The sequence below is a fragment of the Epilithonimonas zeae genome (genome assembly GCF_023278365.1).
GTDB classification, from domain to species: Bacteria; Bacteroidota; Bacteroidia; order Flavobacteriales; family Weeksellaceae; genus Epilithonimonas; species Epilithonimonas zeae_A.
Genome location: NZ_CP075338.1, coordinates 3,893,782 through 3,914,354 on the forward strand (window position 1 = coordinate 3,893,782; position 20,573 = coordinate 3,914,354).

At 36.5% G+C, this 20,573-nt stretch carries 20 protein-coding genes; 14 read left to right on the plus strand and 6 right to left on the minus strand.

All coding sequences use genetic code 11. The features are described from left to right. Positions 1-4: 4 nt before the first annotated feature. Together KI430_RS17780 and carB are read left to right on the plus strand one after the other, a co-directional pair. Positions 5-1,051 carry a serine hydrolase domain-containing protein gene (locus KI430_RS17780; protein WP_248876215.1) on the plus strand — a complete coding sequence of 349 codons (1,047 nt, stop codon included), beginning with the start codon at positions 5-7 and terminating at the stop codon, positions 1,049-1,051. 58 nt (positions 1,052-1,109) lie between these two features. After that, positions 1,110-4,289 (plus strand): carbamoyl-phosphate synthase large subunit, encoded by a 3,180-nt coding sequence (carB, locus tag KI430_RS17785; protein ID WP_248876216.1) that lies wholly within the window; start codon positions 1,110-1,112, stop codon positions 4,287-4,289. A gap of 51 nt (positions 4,290-4,340) precedes the next feature. Here carB and KI430_RS17790 read toward each other — a convergent pair whose 3' ends face one another. Together KI430_RS17790 and KI430_RS17795 are read right to left on the minus strand one after the other, a co-directional pair. Further along, positions 4,341-4,634: a type II toxin-antitoxin system RelE/ParE family toxin gene (locus tag KI430_RS17790; protein WP_248876217.1), complete on the minus strand. Its 294-nt coding sequence runs from the start codon at positions 4,632-4,634 to the stop codon at positions 4,341-4,343. Further along, positions 4,624-4,878, minus strand: a complete 255-nt coding sequence (locus KI430_RS17795; RefSeq protein WP_248876218.1) for a hypothetical protein — start codon at positions 4,876-4,878, stop codon at positions 4,624-4,626. The genes KI430_RS17790 and KI430_RS17795 overlap by 11 nt, the downstream gene beginning before the upstream one ends. 82 nt (positions 4,879-4,960) lie before the next feature. Between KI430_RS17795 and KI430_RS17800 the strand changes: the two genes are divergently transcribed. From KI430_RS17800 to KI430_RS17810, 3 genes are read left to right on the plus strand one after another with little or no spacing between them, the layout of a single operon-like run. Then, positions 4,961-5,263 (plus strand): hypothetical protein, encoded by a 303-nt coding sequence (locus KI430_RS17800; RefSeq protein WP_248876219.1) that lies wholly within the window; start codon positions 4,961-4,963, stop codon positions 5,261-5,263. 60 nt (positions 5,264-5,323) lie between these two features. Beyond that, entirely contained in the window at positions 5,324-5,839 is a 516-nt protein-coding gene (locus KI430_RS17805; protein WP_248878374.1) for a Crp/Fnr family transcriptional regulator, read from the plus strand. Positions 5,840-5,894: 55 nt separating this feature from the next. Then, entirely contained in the window at positions 5,895-6,446 is a 552-nt protein-coding gene (locus KI430_RS17810; RefSeq protein ID WP_248876220.1) for a DinB family protein, read from the plus strand. A gap of 19 nt (positions 6,447-6,465) precedes the next feature. On the opposite strand, the gene KI430_RS17815 is transcribed toward KI430_RS17810, so the two are convergent. Together KI430_RS17815 and KI430_RS17820 are read right to left on the minus strand one after the other, a co-directional pair. Further along, complete coding sequence (locus KI430_RS17815; RefSeq protein WP_248876221.1) at positions 6,466-7,257, minus strand: hypothetical protein; 792 nt, start codon at positions 7,255-7,257, stop codon at positions 6,466-6,468. Positions 7,258-7,324: 67 nt separating this feature from the next. Beyond that, positions 7,325-8,914 carry a class I SAM-dependent methyltransferase gene (locus KI430_RS17820; protein WP_248878376.1) on the minus strand — a complete coding sequence of 530 codons (1,590 nt, stop codon included), beginning with the start codon at positions 8,912-8,914 and terminating at the stop codon, positions 7,325-7,327. 123 nt (positions 8,915-9,037) lie between these two features. Between KI430_RS17820 and KI430_RS17825 the strand changes: the two genes are divergently transcribed. The 8 genes from KI430_RS17825 to KI430_RS17865 all read left to right on the plus strand — a co-directional run bounded on the left by KI430_RS17825 (position 9,038) and on the right by KI430_RS17865 (position 15,494). Beyond that, on the plus strand, positions 9,038-9,811 hold the full coding sequence (locus KI430_RS17825; RefSeq protein ID WP_248876222.1) for an isocitrate lyase/phosphoenolpyruvate mutase family protein: 774 nt from the start codon (positions 9,038-9,040) through the stop codon (positions 9,809-9,811). 2 nt (positions 9,812-9,813) lie between these two features. Next, positions 9,814-10,857 carry a bifunctional transcriptional activator/DNA repair enzyme AdaA gene (locus KI430_RS18090; protein ID WP_317231437.1) on the plus strand — a complete coding sequence of 348 codons (1,044 nt, stop codon included), beginning with the start codon at positions 9,814-9,816 and terminating at the stop codon, positions 10,855-10,857. Positions 10,858-10,879: 22 nt separating this feature from the next. After that, complete coding sequence (locus tag KI430_RS17840) at positions 10,880-11,734, plus strand: helix-turn-helix domain-containing protein (protein WP_248876223.1); 855 nt, start codon at positions 10,880-10,882, stop codon at positions 11,732-11,734. Positions 11,735-11,820: 86 nt separating this feature from the next. Then, a complete protein-coding gene (locus KI430_RS17845; protein WP_248876224.1) occupies positions 11,821-12,312 on the plus strand; it encodes a hypothetical protein in 492 nt (163 codons plus the stop codon). 74 nt (positions 12,313-12,386) lie between these two features. After that, a complete protein-coding gene (locus KI430_RS17850) occupies positions 12,387-12,749 on the plus strand; it encodes a nuclear transport factor 2 family protein (protein WP_248876225.1) in 363 nt (120 codons plus the stop codon). A 72-nt stretch (positions 12,750-12,821) separates the two neighbouring features. Continuing rightward, positions 12,822-13,346, plus strand: a complete 525-nt coding sequence (locus KI430_RS17855) for a GNAT family N-acetyltransferase (protein ID WP_248876226.1) — start codon at positions 12,822-12,824, stop codon at positions 13,344-13,346. Continuing rightward, positions 13,343-13,699 (plus strand): cupin domain-containing protein, encoded by a 357-nt coding sequence (locus KI430_RS17860; RefSeq protein WP_248876227.1) that lies wholly within the window; start codon positions 13,343-13,345, stop codon positions 13,697-13,699. Before KI430_RS17855 ends, KI430_RS17860 begins: the two co-directional genes overlap by 4 nt. 142 nt (positions 13,700-13,841) lie before the next feature. After that, positions 13,842-15,494: a helix-turn-helix domain-containing protein gene (locus tag KI430_RS17865; RefSeq protein WP_248876228.1), complete on the plus strand. Its 1,653-nt coding sequence runs from the start codon at positions 13,842-13,844 to the stop codon at positions 15,492-15,494. Between the two features lie 2 nt (positions 15,495-15,496). On the opposite strand, the gene KI430_RS17870 is transcribed toward KI430_RS17865, so the two are convergent. Together KI430_RS17870 and KI430_RS17875 are read right to left on the minus strand one after the other, a co-directional pair. After that, the gene (locus tag KI430_RS17870; RefSeq protein WP_248876229.1) at positions 15,497-15,880 is read right to left on the minus strand and encodes a DUF3037 domain-containing protein; all 384 of its coding nucleotides are present in this window, start codon (positions 15,878-15,880) and stop codon (positions 15,497-15,499) included. Further along, a complete protein-coding gene (locus KI430_RS17875) occupies positions 15,858-16,646 on the minus strand; it encodes a HipA family kinase (protein ID WP_248876230.1) in 789 nt (262 codons plus the stop codon). Before KI430_RS17875 ends, KI430_RS17870 begins: the two co-directional genes overlap by 23 nt. Before the next feature lie 272 nt (positions 16,647-16,918). Between KI430_RS17875 and KI430_RS17880 the strand changes: the two genes are divergently transcribed. After that, positions 16,919-20,443 carry a T9SS-dependent choice-of-anchor J family protein gene (locus tag KI430_RS17880; protein ID WP_248876231.1) on the plus strand — a complete coding sequence of 1,175 codons (3,525 nt, stop codon included), beginning with the start codon at positions 16,919-16,921 and terminating at the stop codon, positions 20,441-20,443. Positions 20,444-20,573: the final 130 nt, after the last annotated feature.

A 20,573-nucleotide genomic window follows, 5' to 3' on the forward strand; every position in this document is an offset into this window, starting at 1 on the left:
TATTTTGAAATCCTCTTTTCTAGTTTTAACTGCGGGTATTTTATTAAGCTGTAACACTACAAAAGTTGCTGAAAAGGAACAGTTGTCTCACAAGATTGACAGTTTGATTCAGACTAAAAATCCAAGAGCATTCAATGGAGTGGTTGTGATTACGAAAGATGGAAAAAACATTTACGAAAAAGCTTACGGATTTTCCAATGTTGATAATCAAACAAAGTTGACTCTTGAGGACAAATTTTCATCAATGTCCATAGCAAAACAGATTACCGCGACTTTGGTAATGTTGGAAGTTGAAAAAGGAACAATTAATCTTAATCAGCCAATCAATACTTATCTGAAGGATTTGAAATACAATTGGGCGAATAAAGTGACAGTTCATCATCTTTTGAACAATTCTTCAGGAATTGATGCCTGGGAACTAAAAGACGAACTGCTTTTTGAACCAGGAACTCAATTCAAATATTCGAATATCGGTTATGGAACACTTGGGAAAATTCTGGAAAGTGCAACCGGAAAGTCCTATGAACAATTGGTTACTGAGCTTTTTGCAAAGTATGGATTCAACAACTGCTTTTATCCTAATACGGAAAATCAAAAAAAACTGGTTAACAGCTTTGCGATTACGAAAAATGGGACGAATTTGGTTGAAGAATTTCCCTACTCAAAAGAATTTTATCCGGGAAGTCATTTGATTATCACAGCCAGGGATTTGGCAAAATGGAATGACCTTCTTCATAACGGGAAAATTCTGAAAAACGAAAGCTATCAGAAAACGATTTATTATTCTGTTACCAATATTCATACACTTTTTAGTGAGAAGGAAATTGGTTACGGCTACGGATTAAGAATCAATGATAAAGCAGATGTTTTTGAAATTGGACATACTGGATTTTCTCCGCCTGCCGGATTTACAGCGGTTAATTTATATTATCCTGAGAAAAAAGTTTCGGTCACAGTATTAGAAAATCAGGCAACAGACGATTTTGACATTGCTTATTATTTTGAGCAGGAAATCAGAAATATGGTTATCAAAAGTGACCTTGTGAAATAAAATTTGAAATAAATGTAAGTCTAGAATTTTGATTCTCGACTCTAATATCTAATAGAAAATGAAAAGAACAGATATACAAACCATTTTAGTAATCGGCTCAGGTCCAATCATTATTGGTCAGGCGGCGGAATTTGATTATTCGGGAACACAGGCTTGTCTTTCGCTGAAGGAAGAAGGCTACAAAGTGATTTTGATTAATTCCAATCCTGCAACCATTATGACGGATGTGGAGATCGCCGACAAAGTTTATATTGAACCGATTTCTTTGGAATTCGTTTCCAGAATTATCCGTAAAGAACGTCCGGATGCGCTTCTTCCGACTTTGGGAGGACAAACCGGACTTAATATGGCGGTGGAATTACAGAAATCCGGAATTCTTGAAGAATGTAAAGTAGAAGTTTTAGGAACGAAACTTTCAGCAATCAATCAGGCGGAAGACAGAGATTTGTTCCGTGAACTGATGCGAGAACTGAACGAACCGGTTCCGGAATCGGACATCGTAACCACAGTTCAAGGTGCTTTGGATTTTGCAGACAGAATCGGTTATCCTGTGATTGTTCGTCCTGCTTTTACAATGGGAGGAACTGGTGGTGGAATTGCTTCTACTGAAGCAGAATTAAAAGAAATTGCCGAACTGGGATTGAAACATTCGCCCGTAACACAATGTCTGATTGAACGATCCATCGCTGGTTTCAAAGAAATCGAATACGAAGTAATGCGAGATTCCAACGACAACGCCATCGTGGTTTGTAATATGGAAAACATCGATCCGGTTGGGGTTCACACAGGAGATTCTATTGTGGTGGCGCCTTCGCAGACACTTTCTGACAGAGAATATCAGTTGTTGAGAAACGCTTCCCTAAAAATCATCAGAGCTTTAGGAATCGAAGGTGGATGTAACGTTCAGTTGGCATTAGACCCACATTCATTCAATTATTATATCATCGAGGTAAATCCAAGAGTTTCGCGTTCATCGGCTTTAGCGAGTAAAGCAACCGGTTACCCTATTGCAAAAATCGCGGCGAAAATTGCAGTTGGTCTGACATTGGACGAAATCAAAAATCCGGTAACAGGAACATCTTACGCTTGTTTCGAGCCAGCTTTGGATTATGTGGTGACGAAATTCCCAAGATTCCCTTTTGATAAATTTGAAACGGCGGACAGAAGATTGTCAACTCAGATGAAAGCAACAGGCGAAGTAATGGCAATTGGTAGAAACTTCGAAGAGTCTCTGCAAAAAGCCATTCGTTCTTTGGAAACAGGATTGAGACATCTTGGACTTAAGAAAAAACAGGCGGATGCTTTGACTGATGAGGAAATCGAGAGAAGAATCCGAGTTTGCGATGACGAAAGATTATTCATCATTGGCGATGCCCTACGAAGAGGTTACGATTGGGAACAGATTGTGGAATGGAGTAAAATTGACAAATTCTTCATCTGGAAAATCAAAAAACTGATTGACTTCGAAACAACAATCAAAGAAAATAAATTCAACAAAGAAATTCTTCTCGAGGCTAAGAAATTAGGTTTCGCAGATTTGAATATCGCGCATCTTTGGGAAACCACTCAGAAAGAAGTGTTCCAGTTCAGAAAAGATAACGGAATAATGCCGGTTTACAAAATGGTGGACACTTGCGCCGCTGAATTCGAATCGGAAACGCCTTATTTCTACGGAACTTATGAAGAAGAAAATGAAAGCGTGGTTTCTGAAAAAGAAAAAATCATAGTTTTGGGTTCAGGACCAATCAGAATTGGACAAGGAGTTGAGTTTGACTATGCAACCGTACATTCGGTTTGGGCAATTCAGCAGATGGGTTACGAAGCGATTATCATCAACTCCAATCCGGAAACCGTTTCCACAGACTTCTCGATTTCGGATAAATTATACTTCGAACCTTTGGCGGAAGAAGATGTGATGAACATCATCGAACTTGAAAAACCAAAAGGTGTTGTGGTTCAGTTTGGAGGACAGACAGCGATTAATCTGGCAGATAAATTAGCTGCTCACGGCGTTCAGATTTTGGGAACTTCTCTTGAAGATTTGGACAGAGCAGAGAACAGAGATAAATTTGAAAAAGCACTTCAGGATTTAGGAATTCCACAACCATTGGGGAAAACTTCGACTTCAAAAGAAGAAGCAATTGTGATTGCTAATGAAATCGGTTATCCGGTTTTGGTTCGTCCGAGTTATGTTTTGGGAGGCCGTGCTATGGAAATCGTTTACAACGAGAAAGAACTCGCTCATTATATGGAAAATGCGGTGGATGCCAGTCCGGAACATCCTGTTCTGATTGACCGTTACCTGACCGGAAAAGAAGTGGAAGTGGATGCGATTTCTGACGGCGAAACCGTAGTGATTCCGGGAATTATGGAACATATTGAAAAGGCAGGTGTTCACTCCGGAGATTCGATTGCAGTTTATCCGCCTCAGACTTTGACGGAAACTCAAATCAAAACATTAGAAGATTACACGATAAGATTAGCAAAAGGTTTGAATGTCATTGGATTAATGAATATCCAGTACGTGATTTCCAACGGCGAAGTTTTCGTCATCGAGGTGAATCCACGTTCGTCCAGAACCGTTCCTTTCTTATCGAAAATCACGGATGTTCCGATGGCAAACTTGGCAACCAAAGCAATTCTCGGATCGTCATTGAAAGATTTAGGATACAAATCCGGATTGGTTCCTAACAAGGAAGGCGTTTATGTGAAAGTTCCGGTTTTTTCTTTCAGTAAGTTAACGAAAGTAGACATCTCTCTAGGACCGGAAATGAAATCAACTGGAGAAGTAATGGGGAAAGATTTGACGTTGGAAAAAGCTTTGTACAAAGGCTTAATCGGTGCTGGAAGAAAAGTGCCGACTTTCGGAGCTATTCTCTTTACTGTTGCTGATGCGGACAAAGAAGAAGCTTCTGAATTGGCAAAACGTTTCAACAACGCAGGCTTCAGAATTTGGGCAACGGAAGGAACGGCGAAATTCTTTGAAGAAAAAGGAATTCAGACAAAAATCGGTTACAAAATTGGGGAAGAAGATGTGAACCTGATAGATTTGATTCAGAAAGGAAAAGTACAATACGTTGTTAATACGATGACGAAAGGCAAACAGTCCGAAAGAGACGGTTTCCAAATCCGAAGAATGTCCGTAGAAAACGGCGTTCCTTGTCTGACATCGATGGACACGGTGGAAGCTATTTTGAAAGTGATTGAGAGTATGACGTTTAAAATGGAGGCGATGTAATTTCAACCTAATAAAATAAAAAAGCGAAAAAATAAAATTTTTCGCTTTTTTTTATGGATACTTTTCAGGACTTTGTGAGGTGTGGAAGATTCTGAAAATCTTTATAATTTCGTTTTCTTTATCTACTTTATAGATGATGATATACGGAAATATTTTAAGTGGAAGCCTATGAAAATCATTGTGAATTTTTTGAAAAAAAGAAATTGATTTTAAAGTCTTTTCGGCTTCAATCAGCTTACTATAAAATGATTTTGCAATTTTACGGGATGTCTTTTCAATGTAATAATCAACAGCTTTTACAACATCAATTTCAGCTTGATGTGTATATTCAATTTTAAAAGCCATATTTTTCTTTCATATTTCTGTGGAATTCTTCAGCAGGCATAAAATCTTCATCCGCTAAATTTTCCATTGCATCCAATTCATGTTTTTGTTGTTCTGTGAGTTGGTAATTCATATTATGCTCCAGCCAGTTTTTATCCTTTTTGTTTTCCAAGATTCCATCCAAATATCCTAAAACCTGTTTGAGGATTTCTTCAGGTTCATTTTTCAATTTTTCGGTAATGGTATGTAATGTTGTAGAACTCATCGTAACAGATTTTTATCAAAGTTAGTAAAATCATTATAATATGATAATTTAAAATTGTACTTTTAGCTTCAAATAAAAATCTATGAAAGTATCACACATTTTATCTCTAGGGATTTTCTCAACACTATTGTTTTCCTGCGCTACTGTTCATGACAGACTGAATACAGGAACCATTGTAAGAGACTGTACAGGAACGTATCTGAGAGTTGCCGAGAATGAAGATCATCTGGTTTGTAATGCCGAAATTCTGGAATCTAAAAAGGATGGCGAGAAAGTATCTTTGGTCTATGATAATACGGATAAATGCCCGGAAAGAGACGGCAAAATTATGTGTATGATGTATCACGAGAACAAAGGAATGATTAGAGTCAAAACCGTAAAATAAACCTTGAACATTATAATAAAACCTCATATTTTTATGAGGTTTATTTTTTTTGTGATAGCTATGATTCAGATTTTACTTGGGAATTTAGATTGGGAAACAAGAAAATTAAAACGAAATGAATTTCTCAAAACTTCCGGAACGATTGATACAAATGTATATTTTGTAGAAGAGGGAAGTGTCCGGATTTTTATCGAAGATGAGGATGAAGAACGGATTATTCGTTTCGGTTATCAGGGCAATATCATTGTTTCATTGGATTCTTTTTTGTCAGATAAACCTTCGGAGTTTTATATTCAGGCAATCAAAGCTTCAACGGTAAAGGTGGCTTCCAAAAAGGATTTTTATGAATTTATCAATTCCAGTAATGAGAATCTGAAATTATGGAATTCGATTCTGGAAGATTTGGTTTTGCAACAGATTGAGCGTGAAAAAGATTTGCTGTACAGTTCGCCTAAAATTCGATACGAAAGAGTTCTGAAACGAAGTCCGAAATTGTTTCAAGAAATCCCGAATAAATACATTGCCAACTATCTCAGGATGTCGCCGGAAACATTATCGAGGTTGAAAAAATCTTGACTTCAATCAATCTTTTAATGAACGAAGTTTTGGACTTTTGTGAAAAATATTGACAATGAAAATTTTAATTAATCAATTACTTAACGAACTTAAAATCATCACAGAAAATAGTATTGATTTTGCTAAATCATTACTCTATCAAAATAATGATACTTTAAATTTTCGAACGTCAGAAGACAGCTGGAGTATTTTGGAATGTCTGGAACATCTTAATTTTTACGGACAATTTTATCTTCCTGAAATTGAAAATCGAATTAAAAAAAGTCAATTTTCAGCAACCAAATCTGATTTTAAAAGTGGGCTTTTAGGAAATTATTTCGCCAATATGATGCTTCCGAAAGAGAAACTCAATAAGATGAAAACTTTGAAAATATCCAATCCAATTCATAAGCAATTGAACAAATCTGTTATTGAAGAATTCATCAATCAACAAAATAAAATGCTCGAACTTCTCGAGAAAGCAAAAGTGGTTGACTTGGAAAAAACGAAAACTTTAATCAGTATTTCAAAACTCATTAAACTGAAATTAGGCGATACTTTCCGCTTTGTGATTTACCATAATTTGAGACACGTCAAACAAGCGGAAAATATTCTGAACAATATTTAGATTAAGATAAATCGATTGATTATTCTTGTAATTTGATAATATAATCTTGGTAGATTTTTTGAAAATTGGCTAAATTTTCTTTTCCTGATTTGATTATTTTTCCGTTTTTATAGATGTTGTAAGAATTGATTTCCTTGGAGTTTTTATTTTGATAATCTAAAGTAATTCCATCAGTAATTATCCCCGATTCATTAGTTTTTAAATAGGTCAAAATCTTTGGCGCAAATTTTTCCGCATAACTTCCATAGAAAATTTTCAAAAGCGCATCTTCTTCACTGAAGAATTCTCCAATATTTTCAAAAATTGCGTCCAGATTATCCAAATCGGGACGGATATTCAATCCATAAAAAAGTTTGAAAGTCTTGTCTGGATTATCATCACCAAAAACTTCATAATTGGTTTTGATGCTCACATTTTGAATGATATTATTTGACAAAGAACGAGTTATAGTTTTGTTTTTCGGTAATTGATTAATATCAAAATCAATAGTTTCTACAACAATTGCAGGTTTGTCTTTATAGAAAAAAGTTCTGATTTGTTTTTTATTTTTTAATTCGATTTTGATGACAGAATTTTCGTCTGAAGCGTTTGTAATTTTGATTTCGTTGTCCAGTTTAGCAAAGATGAGCGCATTGCCATAATTGACAGCTTGCATTGTCACAACAATGCTGTCCAATTTGTTGTTATTGTATTTTTTATAGACTGTTCCACTTTCAATTTTATTTTCAGTAAAACCTTGAGGGTCGCCAACTTGGCCGAAAGTGTAAAGACTGTAACTCATGAAAGCAAATAAAGACCAAAATTTTTTCATTTTTAATATTTATAATTCTTGAAGATAAGAATTAAATCTTTTCCCTCTGGTTATTAAAAGCAAAGTATTATCTTTTCAAGAGATTGATACTCACGGTTGCCAACTCAGAATCAGGAAATTTCTTGAAAAGATTCGTGTCCGGTTCCAAGCCAGATTCTTTACAAATCCTGTGGAAAACATCCACTTCCACGATGTATTGGTCAGAAAATCCATGTGTTGCGTCATAAGCGGTAGCTGCAGTTAATCCTAAATTTTTGGAAGTAATTTCTGGCGAAATCGTATGTAATTCGATCAATAACAATCCGAATTTTTCTACATAAGGCGTCCATTTTTTGAGGTGATTCAGAAGATTTTCTTCCACATCTTTGTTGGATAATCGTTTTCCACGGAACGCAAAAGCTCCGGTTGATGTGCTGATTCTGTCAGAATTAATATCCAAAACATCTTCCCAAATCCTATTGTGGTCAAGGAAAGTTCGGATGTTGAGCAAATCTCCTAATTCAATATTGTAATCCGATTGTAAGTCTTCTGCCAGTTGTTTTGGATTTCCAATGTCGCCCCAAATCACTTTGGCCCAGATATCATTTTTAATGAGATTCGCTCTCGTAACTTTCAACGCTGCTTGGTTGTAATCTGCGCCAACCAGAAATAACGGATGTTCTTCTAAGTGTTTTCCACGCAGAGTCTGTCTTTCTATAATCTCGTAAAGATGTTGTAATAGCGCGCCATTGCCACAACCCATATCCAGAATTCCTTTTGGCTGCTCGTTTAATGGACGATTGAAAATCTCTATGATAAACTCATCAATTACTTTAAAATAAGTCAAATGCGCGCCACCACTTCCCCAGACATTCATTTCTCGGTTCACGTGGATTTCGTCTTCGCCATCTTCGATTTCTCTGATTTCTGAAGCTTTCCCGAAAATCAATTGATTCAGTTTTGAGAACATTGGAAGATAAGAAACCGTTACGCCATAAGCCGTTGCGCGTCTTGCGAAAAATAATCCGGTTTCGGTGAACTGGAAGTTTTTCCCTTTCTTGGAAAACCAACCAAGTTCAGAAAGATAATCAAGGATTTTTCCAAAATATTCCGGGTTCTTATGGAATTCTTCTGCGCTGAAACTGGCCTCCATAAAGTACTTGTGGAACATTCCGCTCATCCCCAGTTTAATGATAATTGGCCCTATTAATGCACCTTCGATATGTTTTTGAATTTGGTAATTCAGAGAAGATTCGTCAACAATCTCATTCAGAAAAGATTTGTATTTCTCAAAAATCTGAATCCATTTTTTGCAGAGATTTTCAGTCAGTTCTTTAGAGTTAATGACATCATAATCTGCCAAAAACTCTGCTAAATCAACATAAATATTCTGATGAGAAAAAGCTTCTTCAGTTTTGTTGTTTTTTGAAATTTTGACAATATTAGATTCGTTATTCAAATCATAATTCAAGAAACCTTGTGAAGCCAAAACCCGCAATGCGACATTCAGATAACCTTCGTTAGCTTCAAATTTTTCATTGATTTCGGAAAGTTCCAGATCATCATTAGCCAAAATAAAATCCAGTACTTTTTTCTTTGACAAAGCCGAAATTACGGGCGCTGTAACAATCCCGTCGAGATGTCTGAAAATAGATTCACGAAGTTTTCTCTTATCCATAAAACTGTTGATTTTGTGTTTTGGAAGATAAAAATTTTCCATTAATCTTAGACAAAAAAATACTTGTTCAGTTTTCGGTTGTTTGTAAAGAAGGTGTGAAACTAACTTTGTCAAAAAAAGAAGATGACAAAGATTCAGGATTTTAAAAATTTACATCAAAACGAACAACCATTTTTAATTGGAAATGTCTGGAATGTCCAAAGTGCTAAAGTCTATGAAAGTTTGGATTACAAAACTATTGCGACTTCTAGTTCTGCGGTTGCACACAGTCTGGGTTACGAAGATGGAGAACAGATGTCTTTTGAAGAATATTTTTATATTATCAAAAGAATTATTAAGTCTATTCACCTTCCATTATCTGTTGATTTGGAGTTTGGTTATGGCGAAAATCCTAACGAGATTGTTGATAATATTTCTAGACTTTCAGAGATTGGAGTGGTTGGAATTAATCTGGAAGATAGTTTTGTGATTAATGAAACTAGAAAGTTATTAGATAAAGAAATTTTCTACGAGAAACTGAAAGCTATTATTGATGGATTAAATGGAAAGGGAATAGAAATGTTCATCAATATCAGAACCGATACTTTTTTGTTAGGATTGAAAAACGCTTTAACTGAAACTTTAGAACGAATTAAAATCTTTGAAGAACTTAATATTGATGGCGTTTTCGTACCTTGTATTACTTTAGAACAAGATATTGAAACGGTTGCAAAATCTACCAAACTTCCAATTAATGTGATGGCTATGAAAGATTTGCCTAATTTTGAAACGCTACAGAAATTGGGTGTTAAAAGGATTTCATCAGGAAATTTTTTAAATGATTATATTTATAAAAATTTGAAAGAAATCAATCAGGAGATTCTTTTGCAACAAAATTTTTTACCTGTATTTTTATGATTATGGAACTGACGGAAGCAATAATGTATCAAGCCTCTTTTGATAAAAACTCTGAGTTCGAAGGGGTTTTTTGGATGGGCGTAAAAACGACAGGAATCTTTTGCCGACCAACTTGTACAGCCAGAAAACCAAAGCCTGAAAATGTAGAGTTCTTTGATAATACAAAAGATGCAATTTTGAAAGGTTACAGACCTTGCAAAGTTTGTAAACCGCTGGAAAATCCGGATGAAACACCTGAGGAAATCCAGAAACTGATGGATGAATTATCTATAGATCCAAGTTTAAAATTCAAAGATATCGATTTGGTTGAAAGAGGAATGCAACCAATTGCTGTGAAACGTTGGTTTCTGAAACATCACGGGATGACTTTTCACGCTTTTCAGAGAATGTTCAAAATTAATTCTGCTTTTAAGAAGCTTCAACAAGGAGAGAATGTTTTGGATGTGGCTTTGGATAATGGTTACGAAAGTTTAAGCGGTTTCAATGAGAGTTTCAAATCAATCATCGGAACATCTCCTAAAAATTCGAAAATGGAAAAAATTGTTGATCTCAAAAGAATCGAAACACCACTTGGAGCAATGATTGCCTGCGCCAACGAAAACGGAATCTGTATGCTGGAATTCTCCGATAGAAAATCATTAACCAAAGAATTGGAAGAAATCTCAAAATATTTTAAAGCTAATGTGGTGCAAGGTGAAAATGCCCATTTCAAAACTTTGGAAAAAGAATTAGAAGAATATTTCGACGGTAAAAGAAAAGATTTTACAGTTCCTCTTGCGCCTATTGGAACAGATTTTCAGAAGAATGTCTGGGAAATCCTGAGGACGATTCCGTATGGAACCACGAGAAGTTACCAGCAACAAGCCGATATTCTGGGTAATCCAAAAGCAGTGAGAGCAGTAGCCAACGCCAACGGACTTAACAAAATCTCCATCATTATTCCTTGTCATAGAGTGATTGGAACTAATGGAACTTTAACAGGTTATGGAGGTGGAATCTGGCGAAAACAGAAACTACTGGAACTGGAAAAAGCTATACTTTTTTAATTGATTGAAACACAGGTGACTTATGATAATTGACTATCAGAAAATTGATTTGTATGAAAAATCATTCATTCAGAAAATAGTGTTGAAACCGCCTTTTGAATTTGTGTTTCCTGTTTCTGAACAAGCTTGCTTTTTGTATGTTAAAAATGGTGTAATGCAATACAAAACGGACGAAATTCATTTGGATATTCCTCAAAATTATTCGTTGTTTTTAAATTGTATCCAGTCCGGAAAAAAGATAGAACAACTAGATGCAGACAAAAACAGCGAGATTGTAATTGTGACTTTTCACGCAGATATTCTGAAAAAAATCTACGAAAGAGAGTTTCCATCTTTGCTACAATCACCGAAGAATACTATCAGCAATCAATCAGGCGGAAAAATCAACAATGATTTCCTGATTCAGAAATACATTGAAGGACTTTTGTTTTATTTTGAAATGCCAGCGCTTGTAAATGATGATATCTTGATTCTGAAATTGAAAGAAATTATTATTCTCCTATCCCAAACCCAAAATGCAGAAACCGTCAATGTTATCTTATCACAGCTTTTTTCGCCTATAACTTATACTTTCAAACAAGTCATAGAAGCCAATTTGTTTTCCCAGGTTACTGTAGAAGATTTGGCACAGAAGACCAATTTGAGCGTTTCTTCTTTCAAAAGAGAATTTGCAAAATTGTATAATAATTCTCCTGCCAATTATATCAGAAATAAAAGGCTTGAGAGAGCATCGGAGCTACTTTTGACTTCGGATAATCGCATCACAGACATCGCTTTTGAATGTGGTTTTAATGATCTTGCGAATTTCACCAAAAGCTTTCACAATAAATATAATACCTCTCCAACTAATTTTCGCCTGAACCAAATGCACAAATAATTGGCCTTTTTTGCAAAACGTTTCTTTTTTTCATACCTCAAATTTGCAATGTCAATAGTGACAAACAATTTGAAATTAAAACAAAAATGGGACTATCTGGTTTAGGGATTTTTCATACCATCATTGGTATTATAGCGATTGTATCTGCAATCATCGGATTTGTAAAATATGGAAAAATCGATTTGAAAAAGCTTACAGGCAAAATTTATTTTTATAGTACACTTGTGACATCGCTCACAGCTTTGGGATTGTTGAAGCACGGTTTCAATCCGGGACATATTTTTTCATTATTTATTGCAGTATTGATTGTTGTTGCTTTTTATTTGTCAGAAAAAAAATCTACCAGTCACACGGCCCGGTATTTTGAAAATTTTCTACTGTCTTTCAGTTTTTTTCTTTCACTGGTTCCGACGGTCAATGAGACTTTTACGAGAGTTCCGATAGGACATCCGTTAGCAAAAGCACCAACTGATCCAATCATTGCCAAGACTTTGCTGTTCTTTTTGATACTTTTTATTGTAGGGTCAATTTATCAGTTTAGAAAACAGCGTACAACTAATAAGTCAGAAATCAGTTAGAATAATCTGTGTTTAGAAATTAATAATGTTGATGAATAGCTTTTTGTTTTAAATTTGGTATCAGTAAACAGAATATGACACCACAAAACCTGAAAGATATCGCAATGCTTTGGTTTAAAGCTTTCAATGAACATGATTTGGATAGTTTGCTTGAACTTTATAATGATTCAGCACAACATTATAGTCCGAAACTTAAAATCCGAGAACCAGAAACCAATGGTTTGATAAAAGGTAAGGACGCTTTGAGAACTTGGTGGAAAGATTGCTTTGAAAGGCTCCCGACTTTGCAATATGAAGTCAATAAGCTGACCGCAGATTCTGAACAGATTTTTATGGAATATACCAGAAAAGTTCAAGGAGAAGAAGATATGAAAGTAGGAGAGGTTCTGGAAATCAAAAATGGGAAAATAGTCTTTTCCAGAGTCTATCACGGCTGAAAATAATTATAAGGTTTCGAGAACTTTAGCCTGGCTTAGAATATATCATTTATCAATTATCAAATATTATTTATGAACATCCAACCTACCTTAGAGAACGACTTTGTAAGATTAGTTCCATTAGAAGAGAATGACTTTGAGCCATTATTCTCAGTGGCTTCTGACCCAAAGATTTGGGAACAACACCCGAATAAAGATCGATACAAAAGAGAGGTTTTTCAAAACTTCTTCCAAGGTGCGATGGAAAGTCGAGGTGCTTTCAAGATCATAGAGAAAAATACTGGTGAGATTGCCGGAAGCACAAGGTTCTATGATTATAACCCGGAAGATCATTCGATATTCATTGGTTATACATTTTATGCAACCAAATTCTGGGGTTCCAAACTGAATCCACAAGTTAAAAAACTGATGCTGGATTATATTTTTCAGTTTGTAGATAAAGTTAATTTCCACGTTGGAAAAGGTAATATCCGTTCTCAGAAAGCAATGGAAAAATTAGGTGCAAAGAAAGTAGATGAAGTTAATGTAGCTTACTTTGGCGAACCAGAACGATTGAATGTCGTTTTTGAAATTACAAAAGAAAATTATCTGATATGAAAAAGTACAGAATCCAGGCAAACCCTTTTGTTGTGCCGACAACAGATGGGAAATTAATTGAAGAACATTGGGGAAATTCGACCAGAAACTCAGAAATCTCCATTGCGCATATGGTTGCACCGCCCAACTGGAGTGAACCACACCAAACACCCGAGTTTGATGAATTTACATTGATCATCTCAGGCAAAAAGCATTTTGAGATTGATGGCGATTCGGTAATTCTGGAAAAAGGACAAAGTATTCTGATAGAAAAAGGAGCCAGAGTCCGTTACTCTAATCCTTTTTATGATCCTTGTGAATATATTGCGATTTGCCTGCCTGCTTTTTCTATGGATTTGGTAAACAGAGAGTAATGATGATGTATGTAAATTCTATTATATTATTTTATGAATTAAATATGCATAATTTATTTGATGTTTTTATGAGAATATTGTATTTTTGAAAGGGTTTTGGTTGGGTAAGCAGAGCTCATTTGCAAAATAAAACGATAGTTCTATGAAAAAGTCGCTCTACTTAATGCTTATTCTTTTTTCTTTTTATACGGTTTCTTATTCTCAAACCAGCAGGGAAACTCAAAGAAACATCATCAATAGTTACAATAGGATTGAGATTGATGATAAAGAGATTGCCAGTATGGATAAGGTTAAAAAACTGGCTGATCAATCCAAGAAGATAGACTTTCAGCAAGGTGTTTTGAGAGGTTTGACGATGCTTCAAAAGATTGCCTTGATGAAAAATGATTACATCCTGTCCGGAAAATACAGTGACGAGGCAGAAGTGTTGGCTGAAAAACTGAAAAATAACTCTGCTCTTAGTGCAATCTATTTGTACCGAGGAAAAATCAATATCATTTTAGATAAATTACCCGAAGCAGAAGTAATTCTAAACAAATCCCTTGGGTATGCTGAGAAAATAGAAAATCCTGCAGATAGACATATTCAGCTTTGTCGTATTTATGCAAATTTTGCAGGGATGTACGAGGGGAAAAATGATCCCAAAAATTGGTATGTTTCAACTAAAAAGAGTCTTGATGCTATAGAAACTACACCAACCAATAATCTTACGGAATATCAGAAATCAAAATACTATTATCTCTATATTTTTGAACTGATGAATATGGGGAATTACTATGGTTATGCTGTGAATCCGCCCAAGCCGGAGCTTGCGGAACCTTATTTTAAAAAGATGATGGCTTTTGAAAAATCGGCACCAGAATATTTTAAAATACTGGATTTGGAAGCCTATGAATCTATGAGTAGTTTTTATCTTGTAAAAGGGGATTATCAGCAATCGATAGATTATGCTCAAAAACTTCTGTTAACTGAGAAAACAAAAAGTAATCACCGTGAAAGATTGATGGCATACAGAAATATTAAGGATGCATATCGATTGTTAAAGGATGATGTTAAAGAGAATCAATATTTAAGATTATATACTGCCCTCAATGATAGCATCATACAATCTGAGAAAAAAGCAATTGTTCATCAGTCCAGAGATGAAATTAAAAAAGCTAATGTCAAAAATGAGCAATCAAAAAAAACGCTTTTGTTCTATGGCGGGATTGTGATTGTAATTATAGCGTTTGGGTCTTGGGTCTTGGTTCGCAGAAATAACAGGATACTGCGCAAGAATTATGAGGCGATGATAGATAGGCTTAAGGTTGAATCGGTTCAAACTGAAAATTCAATCAATGTCATTCACGAAATTGAAGATAATACTCAAATTGAGCCAGATTTTACTGATGAATTTGAAGCTTCTAACAAAAACTTGATCTCCGCCGAAACAGAAGCCCGAATTCTCAGAAGGTTATCAGCTTTCGAAAAATCTGACAAGTTTCTTAGAAAAGATTTTACAGTCAGTCACTTGGCGACTCATCTTAATACCAATTCCAAATATCTGGCAGAAATTATCAAAAATAACAAGTCCCAGAATTTTAGCAATTATATCAATAATCTAAGAATTAATTATATTGTCCATAAGTTATATAATGATCCTAAATATAGAGAATACAAGATCAGTTATCTGGCTGAGGAATGTGGTTACGCTTCGCCTCAGGTGTTTGTATTGGCTTTTAAAAAGATCAATGGTGTTACGCCGTCTTATTTTATCCAGAGTCTGAAAGAAGATGAAGTCTTGGTGTACAATTAATTTTACAAAACCAACTCTTCAAACAATCTTTCAAAAGTTTTTTCCAAATCCTGGCTTGATCCGGGATGAGGTCTTGAGGTTTGAATAATAGAACTTTTCACGGCAGTTAACCATCGGAAACGTTCCGGAATATCCAGTTGAGCAATAGAACCTGCGGATTTTTCACCTTTGGCAATGCTGACAAAAGATTCCAAATGTTTTTTCACATCATCATAATCTATTTTCGAATGGATGATACGAAATTTCTCCTCACAAAGATGAATTTTTACCTGAATGAATTTTTCTCTTTTGGAAAACATGATTAATCCTACGTTGAAGAACTCTTCACGTTCAGGCTTCGGAACCAGGCGTATTACCGCGTACTCATATAACTTTTGCTCTTGCATTTTTGGCTTCATTTAAAAAGTTATCAGAATTATCACGTCTCAGAATTAGGAATTGGAAATAAACGTCTTTGATTTCAGTTGGAGTCAACTCATTGTCATTCCATTGCAGCCAATCTTCAGGGATCAGTTCTACGATTTCTCTCAAAACATCATCTGTCAATATTGCTTTGAAGCGTTGGTTCACTTCATCTAATTCTGAAGCTTGCGGAAGGAGAACGTGATCTTTTATCATCACAAAAGGGCTCACGGCATTCTTCTCCCAATTGTCCCAGTTGTGGTGGAAATATAAAGAAGCGCCGTTGTCTATAAGCCATAATTCCTGATGCCACATCAACATATTGGAATTGCGGAAAGTACGATCGATGTTGGTAAGAAATGCATCCAGCCAAACAATCTCCGAGGACAGTTTCGGATCGATTTTCACTGCGCCTGGATCATAAGTGATGGCGCCGGAAAGATAATGAAGAGCGAGATTCAGTCCACAGCTGTTTTTCAATAAGTCTTGAATTTCTTCATCCGCCTCACTTCTTCCAAAATCCTCAGAAAGATTAGCAAACACCAACTCCGGAATACGGAATCCTAAAACTTGAGAAACCTTGCCTCCGATTAATTCAGAGATCAAAGCCTTCACGCCGTGTCCTGCGCCACGGAACTTTAACACATATTTGAAGTCGTCATCCGCCTCAGCCAAAGCTGGTAAAGAACCTCCTTCTCGTAATGGAAGAATGTAGCGTGTGACGGTAACTGTTCTTAAAGATAAGTCCAATTTGTAATTTTTTGTAAAAATAGGGATTTACAAAGGAAATATCTGTAAAAGTTCTAAAATCTACTATTATGAAATTCGGAATAAAGTGAATTTATTATTAATGCCTAATGGTGTTTTTTGCGTTAGGTATTTTTACGTAATTTTTATTTAAATGAATAATTTAATTATATTATGTTAAATATTTAATTACATTTGTGAGTAATGTGTTCGGATATGTTGTTATTGTTGAATTTATTTTAAAACTACTATGAATAACCTCAAAAATAATATATATGAGAAATTTTTACAGAAAAATTGGTATTCTCTTAATTGTGCTTTGGGCAAAATTGTTTTTTGCACAGGGTTTTACTGAGAATTTTGATGACATTGCCACACTAGCTAGCAATGGATGGACTTTGCAAAACAACAGTTCTCCTGTGGGAGCTCTTGGTTGGTTTCAAGGTACTGCTACAACAGCAACACCAACACCTGGACCGTTTAATTCTTACAATGGAGCAGCTAATGCATATATAGCAGCTAATTTTAACAGTACAGGAAGTTCCGGAACTATTTCTAACTGGATAATAACTCCTAACAGGACTTTAAGAAATGGCGATGTTTTTAGTTTTTTTACTAGGAAACCAACGATTGGTGCAGGACAAACGGACTATCCAGATAGGTTGGAAGTCAGAATGAGTACCAATGGAGCAAGTACCAATGCAGGGAGTAGCGCCGCAACAGTTGGAGACTTTTCTACACTTTTGCTTAGTATAAATCCTACTTTGGTTGCAAATGTCTATCCGCAGGTTTGGACTCAGTATACTATTACTATCTCTGGTTTATCAGCCCCCACATCTGGCAGAATTGCGTTTCGATACTTTGTTACTGGTGCAGGTTCTTTAGGAATCAATTCAGATTATATAGGAATAGACAATGTGGTTTATACGCCTTATATTTGTCCTGCGTTTACTATGACACCTGGCGGAGCTTTAACAGCTGGTGCTGCGGGCAGTCCTTACAGTAAAACGCTTACGCAGACAGGGGCTTTAGGAACTCCTAATTTTGCTATTACAGCAGGTGCGCTTCCTCCGGGATTGACTTTGTCTACTTCAGGAACTATTTCGGGAACGCCAACTGCTACGGGGACATTTAATTTTACAGTCACTGTTAACGATACCAGCGGATGTTCGGGGTCTCAGGCTTATTCTATTACAGTACTATGTCCGTCAAACCCGATTACTATTGCTAATTTCCCAGCACTTTGTAGTAATAGTGGTTTATACACTTTAACAGAAGCTTCTCCCGCGGGTGGAACATATAGTGGAACTGGCGTTAGTGGTGGTCAATTTGATCCGGCTGCGGGTACGCAAACCATTACTTACGATTATACAGATGCTTACGGCTGTGCACATTCCATGAGTAAAACTATAACGGTTAATCCTGAACAAAATATTACAACCCAACCAAATGCCAGCACAATTTGTATGGGTGCTAATACCACATTCAGTGCTACAGCTAACAATGCTACAGGGTATCAATGGCAGGTTAATACTGGTTCAGGCTTTACGAATATCAGCAACACTGCACCATATTCAGGTGCAACTACATCAACCTTAACTGTTACAGGAGCGACTGCCGCTATGAACGGTTATGTCTATCGTGTAGTAATTTCAGGCTCTACGGGATGCGATCCTAAAAATTCAAACAATGCAGCCCTGACCGTTAATTCTGCTCCGTCAATTACGACCCAACCGACTGCAAGTACGATCTGTGCAGGTTCTAATACGACATTTACTGCTTCTGCAAGCAATGCCACCGGTTATCAATGGCAGGTTGATTCAGGCTCCGGCTTTACGAATATCAGCAACACTGCACCATATTCCGGAGCAACGACAGCTACGTTGACTATTACCGGAGCAACAGCTGGCTTGAATGGTAATGTATATCGAGTTGTGGTAACAGGATTGTGTACACCGGTTGCAACTTCAAACAGTGCAGCCTTGACCGTTAATTCTGCTCCGTCAATTACGACCCAACCGATTGCAAGTACGATCTGTGCAGGTTCTAACGCTACGTTTACTGCTGCCGCAAGCAATGCTACCGGTTATCAATGGCAGGTTGATTCAGGCTCCGGCTTTACGAATATCAGCAACACTGCACCATATTCCGGGGCAACGACATCTACGTTGACTATTACCGGAGCAACAGCTGGCTTGAATGGTAATGTATATCGAGTTGTGGTAACAGGATTGTGTACACCGGTTGCAACTTCAAACAGTGCAGCCTTGACCGTTAATTCTGCTCCGGTAATTACGACCCAACCGATTGCAAGTACGATCTGTGCAGGTTCTAACACGACATTTACCGCTTCTGCAAGCAATGCTACCGGTTATCAATGGCAGGTTGATTCAGGCTCCGGCTTTACGAATATCAGCAACACTGCACCATATTCCGGGGCAACGACAGCTACGTTGACTATTACTGGCGCAACAGCTGGCTTGAATGGTTATTTGTATCGAGTTGTGGTAACAGGATTGTGTACACCGGTTGCAACTTCAAACAATGCAGCCTTGACCGTTAATTCTGCTCCGGTAATTACGACCCAACCGATTGCAAGTACGATCTGTGCAGGTTCTAACACGACATTTACCGCTTCTGCAAGCAATGCTACCGGTTATCAATGGCAGGTTGATTCAGGCTCCGGCTTTACGAATATCAGCAACACTGCACCATATTCCGGAGCAACGACAGCTACGTTGTCTATTACCGGCGCAACAGCTGGCTTGAATGGTTATGTTTATCGAGTTGTGGTAACAGGATTGTGTACACCGGTTGCAACTTCAAACAATGCAGCCTTGATCGTATCATCAGTAATTGGTTCAACAACTAAAACTGATGTTACTTGTAATGGAAGCTCTAATGGAACGATAACCCTTACACCTTCGGGTGGCGTATCTCCTTACACTTTTGCTTGGAATGATGGCGCAGATACTCAAAATAGAACAGGTCTTGCAGCAGGAACTTATACAGTGACTATAAAAGATGTTAATGGTTGTACAGGATCTGCTTCTGTAACGATTACGGAACCAGATGCATTGGTTGCTACGGCAGGAGCGCAAACTAATGTTGCTTGTAATGGTAGCGCGACGGGTGCAGCAACAGTTAATGTTACTGGAGGAACGGGTAATTATATTTACAGCTGGAATACAACACCGGAACAGACAGGGATGACGGCGACAGGATTAGCTGCAGGAACTTATATTGTAACGGTGAAAGATGCTAACCAGTGTCAGACAACACAATCATTTACAATTACAGAAGCAGAAGCGGTAGTTGCTCCTACAGGTGCGGCAACACAAAGCTTCAATGCCGGAGATACGCTGAGTGTTTTAGTTGCTAATGGTCAGAATATCAAATGGTATGCAACAGCAGGTGATGCAACCAATCATATTAATAATTTACCAATGAGTACTTTGATTGTTAATAATACCACTTATTATGCAACGCAAACTGTTGGCGGATGCGAATCTAAAACATCATTAGCAGTTTTAGCCTGGAATGAAGATATGGGTGTGATAAATAATGATGGTAAGACCAAAATCCAAATTTATCCAAATCCGGTTAAAGAAGTCTTATACTTCGGTGGCGAAGAGAAAATCAATAAGATTGTAATTATGTCAATTGATGGTAAGAAAGTCTCAGAGAAAACAATGTATGGCGAAAGGAAACTGAATGTTCATACTTTGATACAAGGTACTTATCTGATTAATATCTTTACAGATAAAGGTATTCAAACCATTAAGTTTATCAAAAACTAAAACTTAAATTATAATTCTGTAAGGGCCATCACAAATTTGTGATGGCCTTTTGTTTTTATGATATTCAGAACAAAAACCAACGCTTTCATAACATTTTTAACGAGGCGGTCAAGGAAGATTATATATTTGA